This window comes from Paraburkholderia sp. JPY419 (genome assembly GCF_050435705.1).
Taxonomy (GTDB): Bacteria; Pseudomonadota; Gammaproteobacteria; order Burkholderiales; family Burkholderiaceae; genus Paraburkholderia; species Paraburkholderia youngii.
This window is the reverse complement of record NZ_JBNDKV010000002.1, coordinates 3,351,992-3,366,873: the sequence shown is the minus strand read 5'-3', so window position 1 is coordinate 3,366,873 and position 14,882 is coordinate 3,351,992. Positions and strand designations below refer to the sequence as shown.

Genomic DNA, 14,882 nt, shown 5'->3' with positions numbered 1-14,882 from the left:
CGGGAGGCTGCTCAAACCAGCAGCCCCTGGCAAACAGCATTAAAAAAGCCACGAATGCAAATTCGTGGCTTTTTTGTTTGCGATGCACCGCGCACGCGGCACACGTCGTTGGGTCGCTGCGTCACCTGAACGCAGCAACCGATCAAGACATTCAACCGCGTTCGACCGGTTCCTCGAAGAACTCCCGGACCACCTCTATCTCGCGGGTGCGTTTGAAGGGCGGCAGACTCTGCCAGATACGGCGGCCATACGGTTTATCGACGAGACGCGTATCGCAGATCATCAGCACGCCACGATCCGTCTCCGCGCGAATCAGCCGGCCCGCGCCCTGCTTCAGCGTGATCACGGCTTGCGGCAGCTGATGCACGGCGAACGGACTCAAGCCCTTCTTCGTCAGTGCGTCGAGCCGCGCGGCCAGCACGGGATCGTCTGGCGGCGCAAACGGCAGCTTGTCGATCACGACCAGCGACAGCGCGTCGCCGCGCACGTCCACGCCTTCCCAGAAGCTCTGACTGCCGACCAGAATCGCATTGCCGTACGCGCGAAAGCGATCGAGCAATTCGGTGCGGCTCGCATCGCCCTGCACCAGCAGCGGATAGTCCCAGCCGCGCGACTCGATCGCGTCGCGCAGCTTCGCCGAGATACGGTCCACCGCGCGTAGCGTCGTGCACAGCATGAAGACGCCGCCACCCGATGCTTCGATCGCGGGCAATGCTGCATCGAACACGGCATCGGTGAACATCGGCGACGACGGCTGCGGCAGATTGCGCGGCACGTACAGAAGCCCTTGCGACGGATAGTCGAACGGGCTCGGCAAGGTCATCGAGCGCTTCGAGTTCAAGCCCATCTGCGCCGCGTAATGCGTGAAGTCGCCCCGCACCGACAGCGTCGCCGATGTGAAGATCCACGCGCGCGGCACGCCTGCGCGCTGCTTCGCGAAAATCGGCGCGACCGACAACGGCGTTTCGTGCAACTGCACTGTGTGCGAGAACACCTCGATCCAGCGGACCTTTTCGTTCGGATCGGTGCGCTCGGCACCTGCGTCGCCTTCGCGTGTCGCAACCGCGTCGCGTTCCGCGCTCGTGGGCGGCGTGGTCCAGCCACTCAGCACGTCCTGCAGCTCGCGCGCGCGACGCAGACACGCGCCCAGCGATTCGGCTCGCTCGGCCTGCCCCGCCAGCGCCGAGGCCAATGCGTCGAGCTCGGCTTCGAGCGTGTCGAGCGCGGGGAATAGCGGATGATCGTCGGGCAACTGGCCGATCGACAGACGCACCGTGTCTTCCTTGAATGCGAGCCGCACGTCGCGCGCGGCGCGCTCGAGCGTCGCGCCGAGCTTGACCCAGTCAACCGCATCGCGTGCGTGACCGAGCCCTTCGGCCACCGAATCGCGCGCGAGCTCGAGGAACTGCGCGGTCGATAGCGTTTCGCCGAAAAACAGCGTGGCGGTTTCGGGCAGTTGGTGCGCTTCGTCGAAGATGACCGTGTTCGCAGTCGGCAGCAACTCCGCCATGCCAGTATCGCGCAGCATGATGTCGGCGAAAAACAGATGGTGGTTGACCACCACGATATCGGCCTGCTGCGCTTCGCGGCGCGCCTGCATCACGAAGCAGTCCTTGTAGTGCGGACACTCCTGGCCGAGACAGTTGTCGCGCGTCGAGGTGACCATCGACCACACTTGCGCGGTCTCCGGCACGCTCGCCAGTTCGGCCTTGTCGCCGGTGCGCGTGATCTTCGCGAAGCGCACGATGTCCTGCAGATACGAGGTTTCCTGGCGCGACGGCAGACGGCCGTTGTCCGCGGTGCGTTGCAGATAGTAATGGCACAGATAGTTCGCGCGGCCCTTCAGCATCGCGACCGACACCGGCACCGCGAGCGCGTCGCGCACGGTCGGAATGTCGCGCTGGAACAGCTGATCCTGCAGATGCTTGGTGCCGGTCGAGACGATCACCTTGCCGCCCCACAGCATGGCCGGCACGAGGTACGCATAGGTCTTGCCGGTGCCGGTTCCCGCTTCGACGATCAGCGTGTTCTCACCCGCATCGACACCGTCGGCTTCGGCGTTGCTGTCGGTCGACTCAGAGGCGGCCTCAGCGCCCGTCTGCTGCAGGCGCCGTGCCGGGCGCTTCTGCGCCTCGAACATCACGGGCTCGGGCATCGCGCGACCCGACGCCTCCATCGCCGCGGCAACCGCGCGCGCCATTTCGATCTGCGACGCGCGGGGCCGATAACCGTCGATCTGCCGCGCGAGCAGACCGTTGTCGGCGAAGATGTCGTCGAGCTCGCTCGCGCGGCGCCGACTCAGCGACACGCCTGGCACCGGTGCTGCCGCACGCGGCGAGGGCGTGCCCGAAGCAGATGCGTTGTCCGGCGCGGCCCGGGACGAAGTGTCATGCGATGAATTCAAGGCAAGCGTTCCTGCTAAGTCCGGCTCGCGCGCTGCGCGCCCCAGCACCTGCCAGGCCGCGAACTCAGGCGCGCGCGTCCGGTTCGAGCTGCAATTGCAGCAAGATGATGGTGTCCTTGACTTTGAGTTTGCGCTTTTTCAGGCGCTGCAACTCGAAGTCGTCGATGCCGGGTTCATCCGACATCCGGTCGATCAACCGGTCGAGTCCACTATGCTCCGATTCCAGTTGCAGAATGCGGTCGCGAAGTGTGTTTGCGTCGATGACGTGATGACGATCGCGCATGCTCGCCTCCTCTGGTCGGCGGCACCAACCGCGTGCGCGCGGTCCGATGCCTGAGGTTGCTGTCCGGCTCAAAACGCATTACGGCGACTACGGCGGCCGTGGCCACGACCGCCACGGCTCACTCTACGGCACTGCCACTACAGCACGCTTACTGTTGCTGTTGCTGTTGCTGTTGCTGCTGCTTTTGCTGCTCTTCGAGCTGTTGCTGCTTCAACTCGTCCTGACGCTTCTGCTCGGCCTTTTCGGCAGCCTGCTTTTGACGCGCTTCGACATCGAGCTTGTGCTGCGCGGCCTCGGCCTGCTTCCGCTCGAAATTCTCCTGTTTCTGCTGGCGCTCCACGGCCTGTTGCGCGCCCTGCCGACGCGCTTCCTCGAGCTTGCGCTGGTAGTCGCTCTGCTTCTGGTCGTAGGACTTCTGATTGGCCGCCGACTGCGCCGGCGCGACACCACGCTGCGCCTGGTCGAGCGCGTGCTGACGCTGCTTCTCTTCGTAGGCCTGCGCATTGGCCTGGTGCTGCGGTGCCGCGGCGTTGCGCTGCGCCTGCTCGAGCGCGTGCTGACGCTGCTTCTCTTCGTAGGCCTGCGCGTTCGCTTCCCGCTGCGGCGCCTCGGCGTTGCGCTGCGCCTGATCGAGCGCGTGCTGACGCTGCTTTTCCTGGTACGCCTGCTCGTTACGCGCGTCTTCGGCGGCGCGTTGCGGCGCTTCCGCCTCGTTTTGCGCGCGCCGTAACGCTGTGCGTTCGTCGCGCTCGCGGGCGCGCTGCGCACGCTGCTCGGCGTCGAGCGCGAGCTGCTCCTTGCGGATGTCCGCCTGCACGCTGCGCATCGCGTCGCGCGCACGATTCAGACAGTGATTGACGAAGAAGCGGCTGTAGCAGTTGTGTTGCGCGACAGCGAATTGATAGTTGTTGTCATCGGTGCGCTGATTGAGCACCTGTTGCCGTTCGTCGAACGACTTGTCCAGCGCGGCTGCATCACTCGCGCTTTGAGGGCTGCCGGCCGTTGCGGCGACTCGCGGGCCCGAGGCCGCGACCGGCGCCGCACCTTGCGCGGGTGTCGCGCTCTGCGCCGCGGCCGGCACCGGCACGGCAAGCGCTGCGGCGATCGCGCACGACGCGGCCGCCGTTACGACCGACGGACTGAGCCAGTGCAACGAAACCAGCGGCAATTGAGACGAACCCCGAGACGAACCCGGCAGCGAACCTGACGCCAGCGAAGAGACCAGGCGGTTGAGGGACAAGGAGATTGGCAACGTCGTAGAGGGTCAACGGAACATGCCCGAAATTCTAACACCCCGCGGTTGAGCCCTTTGGCATTTATGGCAAAATGCCCCGCTCTAGCAACCTGGTCGCGGCGCACGCCCGGCCTGTCCCGAATTGCCGCCCGCGCGCGGCCCATCACTGAGTCCGCAGGAATACCAAGACCTTATGACGGAAACCGTAGCACTCAAGATCGTCCAGCGCATCGCCACCGAACTGTCCGTCCAGCCGCGCCAGGTCGCGGCCGCGGTGGAACTACTCGACGAAGGCGCGACCGTTCCGTTCATTGCCCGTTACCGCAAGGAAGTGACCGGCAATCTCGACGATACGCAACTGCGCAATCTCGAGGAACGCCTGCTCTATCTGCGCGAGCTGGAAGACCGGCGCGCGGCGATCATCGCGAGCATCGACGAACAGGGCAAGCTCACCGACGAGCTGCGCAGCGCGATCGAAGGCGCCGACAGCAAACAGGTGCTGGAAGACCTCTATCTGCCGTACAAGCCGAAGCGCCGCACGCGCGCGCAAATCGCGCGTGAAGCCGGTTTGCAGCCGCTCGCGGACGCGCTGCTCGGCAATCCGCTGCTCGATCCGCAAACCGAAGCCGCGGCGTACGTGGACGCCGAGAAAGGCGTCGCCGATGTGAAGGCCGCGCTCGACGGCGCGCGCGACATCCTCTCCGAGCAGTTTGGCGAAACCGCCGAACTGCTCGGCAAGCTGCGCGACTATCTGTTCAACCAGGGCGTGGTGTCGTCGAAGGTCGTGGAAGGCAAGGAAACGGCGGAGGAAGAGAAGTTCCGCGACTACTACGACTACGCCGAAACGATCCGCACGGTGCCGTCGCATCGCGCGCTCGCGCTGTTCCGCGGCCGCAATGCCGGCGTGCTGATGATCAAGCTGGGTCTCGGCGAAGAGCTCGACGCGCAGGTGCCGCACCCGGGTGAAGCGCTGATCGCGCGGCACTTCGGCATCGCCAATCAGAACCGCCCCGCCGACAAGTGGCTCTCCGATGTGTGCCGCTGGTGCTGGCGCGTGAAGGTGCAGCCGCACCTGGAAAACGAGCTGCTGACCAATCTGCGCGACGAAGCCGAACACGAAGCGATCCGCGTGTTCGCACGCAATCTGAAAGACCTGCTGCTCGCGGCGCCCGCTGGGCCGAAGGCCGTGATCGGTCTCGATCCGGGCTTGCGCACCGGCGTGAAAGTGGCGGTGGTCGACCGCACCGGCAAGGTGCTCGCGACCGACACGATCTACCCGCACGAGCCGCGCCGCGACTGGGACGGCTCGCTCGCGAAGCTCGCGCGCCTTGCCGCGCAAACGCAAGCCGAGCTGATCAGCATCGGCAACGGCACCGCGTCGCGTGAGACGGACAAGCTCGCGAGCGAGCTGATCGCGCGTCACCCGGAGCTGAAGCTGCAGAAGATCGTCGTGTCGGAAGCGGGCGCGTCGGTGTACTCGGCGTCCGAACTCGCGGCGAAGGAATTCCCCGACATGGACGTGTCGCTGCGCGGCGCGGTGTCGATCGCGCGACGTCTGCAGGACCCGCTCGCCGAGCTCGTGAAGATCGAGCCGAAGGCGATCGGCGTCGGCCAGTATCAGCACGACGTGAACCAGCGCGAACTCGCGCGCTCGCTCGACGCGGTCGTCGAAGACTGCGTGAACGCGGTCGGCGTCGATGCGAATACCGCGTCGGTCGCGCTGCTCGCGCGGGTCTCGGGCTTGAACGCGACGCTCGCGCGCAACATCGTCGACTATCGCGATGCGAACGGGCCGTTCCCGTCGCGCGAGCATCTGCGTAAGGTGCCGCGTCTCGGCGACAAGACCTTCGAGCAGGCCGCTGGCTTCCTGCGCATCAACAACGGCGAGAATCCGCTCGACCGTTCGTCGGTGCACCCGGAAGCTTATCCGGTCGTCCAGCGCATTCTCGCGAAGATCAGCAAACAGGTTGGTGAAGTGCTCGGTAATCGCGACGCGTTGCGCGGACTGTCACCCACTGAATTCGTCGATGAACGCTTCGGTCTGCCAACCGTGCGCGACATCCTGGTCGAACTCGAAAAGCCGGGCCGCGATCCGCGTCCCGAGTTCAAGACCGCGACGTTCCGCGAAGGTGTCGAGAAGGTCAGCGACCTGATCCCGGGCATGGTGCTCGAAGGCGTCGTGACGAACGTCGCGGCGTTCGGCGCATTCATCGACGTCGGCGTGCATCAGGACGGTCTCGTGCACGTGTCGGCAATGTCGACGAAGTTCGTGAAGGACCCGCACGAGGTCGTGAAGGCCGGTCAGATCGTCAAGGTCAAGGTGCTGGAGGTCGACGTGAAACGCCAGCGCATCGCGCTGACGATGCGTCTCGATGACGAACCCGGCGCGGCGGCCGCGCGCAGCGGCGGCGGTGCGCAGCAGGATCGCAGCGGCTCGGGCGGCCTCAACCGCGGCGGAGCGGGACGCGGCGCGCCGCAGCGCTCGCGCGAACCGGAGCCGGGCGGCGCGATGGCGGCCGCGTTTGCCAAGCTCAAGCAGAAGTAAGCGTATCGGACCGGTGCACGTCGTTGGACGTGCTCCGGTCCGTTACATGACTGCGTCGCGCGCTCAACCGCTTACACGCACGCGCGCACGAATCAAAAGCCCACGCATTGCGTGGGCTTTTTGCTGACGCTCCCGCACGTCACGCGCGGGCCGTCAAATCTCGATCTTCGTCCCCAGTTCCACGACCCGGTTAGCCGGGATGCTGAAGAAGTCGGTCGGCTTGGCGGCGTTCTGATGCATCCACGCGAACACCCGCTCGCGCCACACCGACATGCCCGGCAATTGCGTCGGCACCACCGTTTCGCGCGCGAGGAAGAACGACGTGTCCATCAATTCGAACGTCATGTCGTGCGAGCGGCCGACGTCGAGCAGCACCGCCTTTACGTCGGGCGTTTCGTTAAAACCGTAGGCTGCCTTCACCAGCCACAGGCCGCCGTTCATGTCCTTCACGGTCACGCGATCGGAGTCTTTCACATACGGAATGTCGCGCGTGACGAAGGTCAGGAAGATCGTGCGCTCGTGCAGCACTTTGTTATGCTTCAGGTTATGCAGCAGGCTCACCGGCACCAGCGAGTCGCTGCCGGTCAGATAGATCGCGGTGCCCGACACGCGATGCGGCGGATGCGCGAGCAGGCCTTGCAGGAACGGCATCAGCGGAATACCGTCGGCGGCCGTGCGTTCCTTCACGATCATCCTGCCCTTGAACCACGTCATCAGCAGGAAGAACAGCAAGCCGCCGATGCACAGCGGCAACCAGCCGCCCTCTTCGACCTTCAGCAGATTCGCGCCGAAAAAGCCGAGGTCGACCACCAGGAACACGCCGATGATGAGTCCGACGAGCAGTTTGTTCCAGTTCCACACCTTCACCATCACGACGCACGCGAGGATCGTCGTGATCACCATCGTTGCCGTCACCGCGATACCGTACGCGGCCGCCAGATTGTCGGAGCTCTTGAACGCGATCACGATGCAAAGGATGATGAACAGCAGCATCCAGTTCACGACCGGCACATAGATCTGCCCGATCGCGAGTTCGGACGTGTGCAGGACCTTCATGCGCGGCACGTAGCCGAGCTGGATCGCCTGGCTCGTCAGCGAATACGCGCCCGAAATCACCGCCTGCGACGCGATCACCGTCGCAACCGTCGACAGCACGACGAGCGGCAACAGCGCCCAGTCCGGCGCGAGCAGGAAGAACGGATTTTCGATCGCCTTCGAGTCGTGCATCAGCAACGCGCCCTGGCCGAAGTAGTTCAGCACCAGCGACGGCATCACCAGCACGTACCACGCCATGCGAATCGGCTTCGCGCCGAAGTGGCCCATGTCCGCATACAGCGCTTCGGCGCCGGTCAGCACCAGCACGACCGAGCCGAGCACCACGTAGGCCTGCAGCACGTGCGCGGCCATGAAGGTGTACGCGTAGTACGGATTGAGCGCGCGGATCACGTTCGGCGACTGCATGATGTGCCACAGGCCGAGCGCGGCGAGCACGAGGAACCACAGCGTCATGATCGGCCCGAACAGACGGCCGACCGTGGCCGTGCCGTGCCGCTGGATCCAAAACAGCACGATCAGGATCACGATGGTCAGCGGAATCACCAGATGCGACAGATGCGGCGCGGCGATTTCCAGACCTTCGACCGCCGAGATCACCGAGATCGCCGGCGTGATCACCGCGTCGCCGTAAAACATGCAGGCGCCGAAGATGCCGAGCATCATCAGCAGGCCGGCCATTTTCGATTTCTGATCGACCGAGCGCAACGCCAGCGCCATCAGCGCGAGGACGCCGCCCTCGCCGTTGTTGTCGGCGCGCATCACGAACAGCACGTACTTGACGCCGACCACGATCATGATTGCCCAGAACAGCAGCGAGATCACGCCCAGGATCGACTGATCGGTCAACGGGATACCGTGCGACGGGCTGAAGGCTTCCTTCAGCGAGTACAACGGACTCGTACCGATGTCGCCGAACACCACTCCGATCGCGGCAAGCGCAAGGGAAGGAAGCGGCTGTTTGTGTTCGTGGTTGTTATCTGTCATGGACGCGAGGAAATCCGTTCCTGGGCGGAAAAAACGCCCGCTATTTTAAACTGCCCATCCGGTACCGCCCGGCTTGTTGTGGATACGCCACGTGGATGTCCGCGCAGTGTAGCACTGCGATATGGACGCGTCTGCCGCGGGGCGGGCGTCCCAGCGCGGCGTGTGGGGTGCATAAAAAACGGAGCCCGACTGGGCTCCGTTTTGTGACACCGCGATGCCGCGCGCGGCCTTGCGTTAATTGCCCGACGCCTCCTCGGCCTGGGCAATGCCGCGCTTGATCCACGCGCCAAGGTTATGCGGACGCACCGTGTCCCACTCCTCGAACGGCTGATGAATCCACGGGTTGGTCGGCAGATACTGCACGTGATAATCGGGCTTCACCTTCGAGCAGCCCTTGTACCACAGCACCGCTGAGCGCACCGCAGTGATGGCCGGATAGCGTTCCTTCAGATGCTGCTGCACGCGCGCGAGCGTGACACCCGAATCGACGAGGTCGTCGACGAGCAGCACGTTGCCGTGCAGTTCGCCGCGCGTCATCGTGATGTATTGCGCGATGTCGAGTTCGCCCTGCTGCGTGCCGGCCGCCTCGCGATACGAGCTCGTTGCGAGAATCGCTAGCGGCAGATCGTAGATGCGCGATAGCTGGTCGCCGACGCGCAGACCGCCGCGCGCGAGGCACAGGATCTTGTCGAACTTCCAGCCCGATTCGTGCACGGCAAGTGCGAGCACCTCGATCAGCCGGTGATATTCGTCCCAGCCGACCCACAGGTTCTTGTCGTCGTTACGCGGATCTTTCATCGCGATCATCGGTACACCTTGCATCACTTAAACCTTGAACGGATGACGCAGCAGAATCGTTTCGTCGCGATCCGGACCGGTGGACACCATGTCGATCGGAATGCCCGCGACTTCCTGCACGCGCGTCAGGTACGCACGCGCGTTGGCGGGCAGCTTGTCCCATTCCCTGATGCCGACCGTGCTTTCCTTCCAGCCCGCGAAGGTTTCGTAGACCGGTACGCAGCGCGCGACTTCCGTCGCGCCGCGCGGCAGCAGATCGACGTTCTGTCCGTCGACCGTATAACCGACGCACAGCTTCACCTCGTCGAGACCGTCGAGCACGTCGAGCTTGGTCATGCACAGACCCGTCACGCCGTTGATCTGGATCGAGCGGCGCAGCGCCGAGACGTCGAGCCAGCCGGTGCGGCGCGGACGGCCGGTGACCGAGCCGAATTCCTTGCCGACGGTGGCGAGTTCGAGACCGATCGGGTCCTGACGCGAGGTATTGTCCGCATCGTACAGTTCGCTCGGGAACGGGCCCGAACCAACACGCGTGCAGTACGCCTTGGTGATGCCGAGGATGTAGTTGAGCTTCTGCGGACCGACGCCCGCGCCCGCTGTCGCGGCACCCGCGACGCAGTTGCTCGACGTGACGAACGGATAGGTGCCGTGGTCGATGTCGAGCAGCGTGCCCTGCGCGCCTTCGAACAGCAGATTGCCGCCGTTCGCGTTGACGTCGTACAGGCGGCGCGACACGTCGGTGACCATCGGCTTCAGACGGTCGGCGTAGCTCAGCATCGTGTCGAGCGTTTGCTGGAAGTCGACCGCGGCGGCACCGAGGTACTGCGTGAGCACGAAGTTGTGGTAGTCGAGGTTTTCGCGCAGGCGCTCGGCGAAGGCTGACGCGTCGAACAGGTCCTGCACGCGCAGGCCGCGGCGCGCGACTTTGTCTTCATATGCCGGGCCGATGCCGCGGCCGGTCGTGCCGATCTTGCTCGCGCCGCGGCGCGCTTCGCGGCCCTGGTCGATCGCGATGTGATACGGCAGGATCAGCGTGGTGGCTTCGGAAATGAACAGACGCTTCTGGACGTCGATGCCGGCGGCTTCGAGTTCGCCGATTTCCTTGAACAGCGCTTCCGGCGACAACACGACGCCATTGCCGATATAGCACGCGACGCCGGCATGCATGATGCCCGACGGAATCAGACGCAAGATGGTTTTCTTGCCGCCGATGATAAGCGTGTGGCCGGCATTGTGACCGCCCTGGAAGCGAACGACGCCCTGAGCGTGGTCCGTCAGCCAGTCGACGATCTTGCCCTTGCCCTCATCACCCCATTGGGTACCCACGACGACGACGTTGCGCCCGGGGTTCACATTCACTGCGCTGGCAGACATGTTGTTTCGTAAGCTGGTTAAAAACGTATTTTACCTAGGTTCGCGGAAGCTTCCGGAATTTTTCCGTTTCCGCTCAACGGTATGCACGTTATGTTGAGTATTGCGAGGGATGCGCGGCCGCGAAAAGTCCCTCGACCGCACCCGGTTCGGACGATGGTTGCACCGCCCTCTAGCGAGCGCCGGAAACCTGTTCCCGGCGGAGTCGATCGGAACGCGCGGCTCAAGCGCGCGGTTCGACCACCCATGCGCCATTGCGCTCGACCAGCACGCGGTCGAACGCGAATTCATCGAGATCGTGCTTGTGGCCAGGCAGCGCCTGGATCACCACTTCGCCACCATCACGCAATGCCGCGACCGCCACGCGCAACGCCTCGTCGTGCCGCCACGGCGCGAGGATCGCGCTGCTGCGCGCTTCGATCGGCGAGATTCGCGCGACTTCACGCAGATCCAGCGAAAAGCCGGTTGCCGCGCGGGCGCGGCCATAGGCCTGGCCGACGTGGTCGTAACGGCCGCCGCGCGCCACCGCGTTCGGCACGCCGTCCACGTAAGCGGAGAACATTACGCCACTGTGGTACGCGTAGCCGCGCAGATCGGCGAGGTCGATCATCACTTCGGCGCCGTCGACCTGGCTCGCGAGGAACGCGAGGTCGTCGAGCGCGCGGGCGATCGCCGGCGAATTCGGCAGACGCGCGCGGGCCTCTTCGAGCACCGAAGCGTCGCCGTACAAAGTAGGCAGCGCGCGCAGCGCATCGCGAATCACCGGCGAGCATTGCGCGGTCATCTCGACGAGGCGCGGCACGTCCTTGCCGGCCAGTGCGTCGTAGAGCGCCTGGCCGAGTTCCTCGGCGGCCGGCTCGGCTTCGATCAGCGCCGCCAGCACGCCCGCGTGACACAGGTCCAGACGCACCTTCGCGAGGCCGGCGAGACGCAGTGCGTCGAGCATCAGCTGCTGGATTTCGAGGTCCGCTTCGAGGCCCGCGTGGCCGTAGATTTCCGCACCGATCTGGATCTGCTCACGCGTCGCATGCAGGCCGCGCGGCCGCGTATGCGCGACATTGCCCGCGTAGCAAAGACGCGTGACACCCTGGCGGTTCAGCAGATGCGCGTCGATTCGCGCCACCTGTGGCGTGATGTCGGCGCGCAGACCGAGCGTGCGGCCCGACAGTTGATCGACGAGCTTGAAGGTGCGCAGATTCAGGTCCTGCCCACCGCCCGTCAGCAACGACTCGAGGTATTCGAGCAGCGGCGGCATCACCATCTCGTAGCCGTACGAGCGGAAACGGTCCAGCAAATGACGCCGCAATTCTTCGATCTTGCGGGCCTCCGACGGCAGCACGTCGGCGATATTCTCAGGAAGCAACCAGGTCGACATCGATACAGTCCTACGGCGTTGAACACGGCGTCTTGTAGCGCCGATGATGAGTGTGAATGGCGTATAGCGGCTTGATTCTGGCGGCTGACACCGACGCTCGGGTGGCGTTTTGCGGCTCGCGCGCGACGCGCTGCGGCCTGACCGGAACAGTGTGCGTTTCGCTCGGGCGGACGAAACACGCGGCAGCACGCAGCGTTCGTCAGACAAGCAAGCCGGCTTCAGGTCGCGATGAACAGCAGAACCAGCCCGAGCAACATCACGATGAGCCCACCGACCCGAATCTGATGCGCCGGTCGTTCCGCTATTTTACGAAACGTGTCGCGCCAGGCGCTCGGAAAAACGAACGGAAACATCCCCTCGATAATCAGCATCAGCGCGATCGCGAGCAATAACGAGCCAGCTATGTCCATGCGAGTGAAGCGGCCGCGATGCGGATGCCGCGGCCTTCGGTAATCAGCGTTTGTGCGCAGCAGGCGCGGAAGCGTCCGGGGCGACGCCGCCGGTCGGGCTACGCATGAAGCGGAAGAACTCGCTACTGGAGTCGACCACGATCAGATCGCCCGGTTTGAAGGTCTTCCGGTACGCTTGCATGCTTTGATAAAACTGATAGAACTGCGGGTCCTTGCCGAACGCTTCGGCGGCGATCTCCGCGGCCTTCGCATCGCCTTCGCCGCGAATGCCCTGCGCCTGCGCGAGGCCGTCGGCGAGCACCGCCTGCTGCTTCGCGAGCGCGTCAGCGCGGATCTGGTTCGCTTCTGCGGCGCCCTTCGCGCGCTCGTCCGCTGCGACCTGCTGGCGCGCGGCGATCATGCGCTTGAACACCGAGTCGGCCACCGCCGCCGGGAAATCGACGCGCGTGAGCTGCACATCCACGACCGACACGCCGAGCGATGCCGCGCTCTTGTCCATCGCACCGCGCGCCTCTTCGGCGACCGCCTGCTGTTTCGCGAGCGCGTCGGATAGTGTGAACTTGCCGAACGCGTCGCCGAGCGCGCCGCGCGACAGCAGCGCGAGCCGGTCGGGCAGGCTCTGCGGATCGCCTTTCGTTTCGGCGATCAGCTTCAGCGGATCGGTCACACGGAACTTGACGACCGGGTTGACCAGCAGATCGGTTTTGTCGGACGTGACGTAATGATCTTCGTCGGGTGCGTCGAGCGACTGGATGCGATTGTCGACGAAAGTCACCGTTTGCAACGGCGGCGGCAGCTTCACATGCAGCCCTGGGCCGAGCAGCGTGGGCACGGCGTCGCCGCGCGCAGACAGCACGGCCATATGCCGTTGATCGACGACGAACACCATCGACGATGCCGCGAACAGCACGATGACGACGGCGACGACGAGCGCAATGATTCGGTTCATATTCTCGTGCGCTCCTTATTGAACGTCTTCTTCGCGCATGCGATTGCGGAATGCTTCGCGCGAACGCAGCGACGCGGCGCTCGGCCGGCTCGCCGGCGCAGGCGCGGAAGCGGCGGGGCCGGATGCGCCCTCGGCGGCGGAGCCCGCCGCGGCACCGGTCTCAGCGGCCGACGCAGCCGACGGCGCAGCCGCGCTCGCCGCTTGCGGCGCGCCCGCGACGGCCGGACCCGAAGCGGCGGCGCCCGCGGCCGCGGCCTGACGCTCGCGGTTCTGCTCGACGAGCCTGTCGAGCGGCAGATACAGCACGTTGTTGCCGTTCTTTGCGTCGACGAACACCTTGGTCGCGTTCGCGTAAATCTGCTGCATGGTTTCCATGTACAGGCGGAAGCGCACGAGGGCCGGCGCCTTCGCGTATTGCGCGTAGACCTGCTTGAAGCGCTCGGCCTCGGCCTGCGCCTGCGCGACCGTGTTCTGACTGTAGGTCTTGGCTTCCTGGACCTGACGATCGACGTCGGCTTGCGCGCGCGGCACGAGCTCGGCGGCATAAGCCTGCGCATCGCGTTTGGCGCGTTCGTTTTCGTCGTGCACCTTCGCAGCGTCGGCGAACGCGGGTTGCACCTGCTCGGGCACCTGCACGCTCTGAATCGTCACACCCGTGACTCCGAGACCGGACTGATACTGATCGAGCGATTGCTGGATCGACGCGATCAGCTGCTGGCGCAGTGTTTCGTGATCCTGATCGAGAATGTCGCTGGTGCTGTGCGCTCCGACGATGCCGCGCACCGCCGCCTGCGCGGCATGCATCACGCTCTGATCGGGATCGACGCTGCGAAATAGAAAGTCGTTGGGCTTACGCACCTGGTACTGTACGGCGAAGCGCACGTCGACGATGTCGCCGTCGTGCGTGAGCATCGATGAATCCTTCACGTTGGCGAGACGCACCACGTTGCTACGGCCGATCTCGACCTGGCGGATCTGGCCGACGTTGACGAACTCGTGGGACTCGAACGGATACGGCAGACGCCAGTGCACGCCCTGCGCCGCGGTATAGCGATACTTGCCGAACTGCAGCACGACGGCCGCCTGGCCATCCTGTACGACGAACACGCCGCTGCCGAGATAGATTGCGATCAGCACGCCGATCACGATGCCGACGCCGATGCGCGCGCCGCGGCCGTTGTCCGCCGGACGGCCACCGCCGCCGACACCGCCGCCCTTGCGGCCGAAAATCCGGGACAGACGGCGATTGAAATCGCGCCACATTTCGTCGAGATCGGGCGGACCTTCACCGTCGCGCCCCGGTCGCTTCGGATCGTTCGGCCGTTGCCGGTCGCCGTTGCCGTCGCCCCGGCCCCAACGCGGATCGTTCAGTGAAAGCAAGGCGCGCATACGCAGCCAGATACTCCGCTCGTTGTAATCGTTCACCTGTGTTCGTTCACCAGAGTAGACAGCGGGTCAGTGCAATTGGAACGG

General features: G+C 64.9%; 11 protein-coding genes. 1 reads left to right on the top strand and 10 read right to left on the bottom strand.

All coding sequences use genetic code 11. The features are described 5' to 3' along the window. Positions 1 to 151 precede the first annotated feature (151 nt). The 3 genes from QFZ91_RS21680 to QFZ91_RS21670 all read right to left on the bottom strand — a co-directional run bounded on the left by QFZ91_RS21680 (position 152) and on the right by QFZ91_RS21670 (position 3,849). On the bottom strand, positions 152 to 2,404 hold the full coding sequence (locus QFZ91_RS21680; RefSeq protein ID WP_176108234.1) for an ATP-dependent DNA helicase: 2,253 nt from the start codon (positions 2,402 to 2,404) through the stop codon (positions 152 to 154). A 64-nt stretch (positions 2,405 to 2,468) separates the two neighbouring features. Further along, on the bottom strand, positions 2,469 to 2,687 hold the full coding sequence (locus QFZ91_RS21675) for a DUF465 domain-containing protein (RefSeq protein ID WP_013089766.1): 219 nt from the start codon (positions 2,685 to 2,687) through the stop codon (positions 2,469 to 2,471). 148 nt (positions 2,688 to 2,835) lie between these two features. Then, positions 2,836 to 3,849, bottom strand: a complete 1,014-nt coding sequence (locus QFZ91_RS21670) for a hypothetical protein (protein WP_429568670.1) — start codon at positions 3,847 to 3,849, stop codon at positions 2,836 to 2,838. 265 nt (positions 3,850 to 4,114) lie between these two features. Here QFZ91_RS21670 and QFZ91_RS21665 point away from each other — a divergent pair, with 265 nt between their 5' ends. Next, entirely contained in the window at positions 4,115 to 6,466 is a 2,352-nt protein-coding gene (locus tag QFZ91_RS21665; protein WP_176379941.1) for a Tex family protein, read from the top strand. Between the two features lie 153 nt (positions 6,467 to 6,619). Here the strand turns inward: QFZ91_RS21665 and QFZ91_RS21660 are convergent, their stop codons facing one another. The 7 genes from QFZ91_RS21660 to hflK all read right to left on the bottom strand — a co-directional run bounded on the left by QFZ91_RS21660 (position 6,620) and on the right by hflK (position 14,834). Continuing rightward, positions 6,620 to 8,506 carry a potassium transporter Kup gene (locus QFZ91_RS21660; RefSeq protein WP_176379942.1) on the bottom strand — a complete coding sequence of 629 codons (1,887 nt, stop codon included), beginning with the start codon at positions 8,504 to 8,506 and terminating at the stop codon, positions 6,620 to 6,622. A gap of 234 nt (positions 8,507 to 8,740) precedes the next feature. Beyond that, positions 8,741 to 9,313 (bottom strand): phosphoribosyltransferase, encoded by a 573-nt coding sequence (locus QFZ91_RS21655; protein ID WP_013089770.1) that lies wholly within the window; start codon positions 9,311 to 9,313, stop codon positions 8,741 to 8,743. Positions 9,314 to 9,331: 18 nt separating this feature from the next. Further along, on the bottom strand, positions 9,332 to 10,678 hold the full coding sequence (locus QFZ91_RS21650; RefSeq protein ID WP_429568376.1) for an adenylosuccinate synthase: 1,347 nt from the start codon (positions 10,676 to 10,678) through the stop codon (positions 9,332 to 9,334). A gap of 220 nt (positions 10,679 to 10,898) precedes the next feature. Continuing rightward, on the bottom strand, positions 10,899 to 12,050 hold the full coding sequence (locus QFZ91_RS21645) for an ATP phosphoribosyltransferase regulatory subunit (protein WP_429568375.1): 1,152 nt from the start codon (positions 12,048 to 12,050) through the stop codon (positions 10,899 to 10,901). A 218-nt stretch (positions 12,051 to 12,268) separates the two neighbouring features. Next, on the bottom strand, positions 12,269 to 12,460 hold the full coding sequence (locus tag QFZ91_RS21640; RefSeq protein ID WP_176108229.1) for a DUF2065 domain-containing protein: 192 nt from the start codon (positions 12,458 to 12,460) through the stop codon (positions 12,269 to 12,271). Positions 12,461 to 12,503: 43 nt separating this feature from the next. Beyond that, positions 12,504 to 13,409: a protease modulator HflC gene (hflC, locus tag QFZ91_RS21635; RefSeq protein WP_176108228.1), complete on the bottom strand. Its 906-nt coding sequence runs from the start codon at positions 13,407 to 13,409 to the stop codon at positions 12,504 to 12,506. Positions 13,410 to 13,424: 15 nt separating this feature from the next. Beyond that, positions 13,425 to 14,834, bottom strand: coding sequence for an FtsH protease activity modulator HflK (gene hflK, locus QFZ91_RS21630; RefSeq protein ID WP_429568374.1), 1,410 nt, complete (start codon positions 14,832 to 14,834; stop codon positions 13,425 to 13,427). Positions 14,835 to 14,882 lie beyond the last annotated feature (48 nt).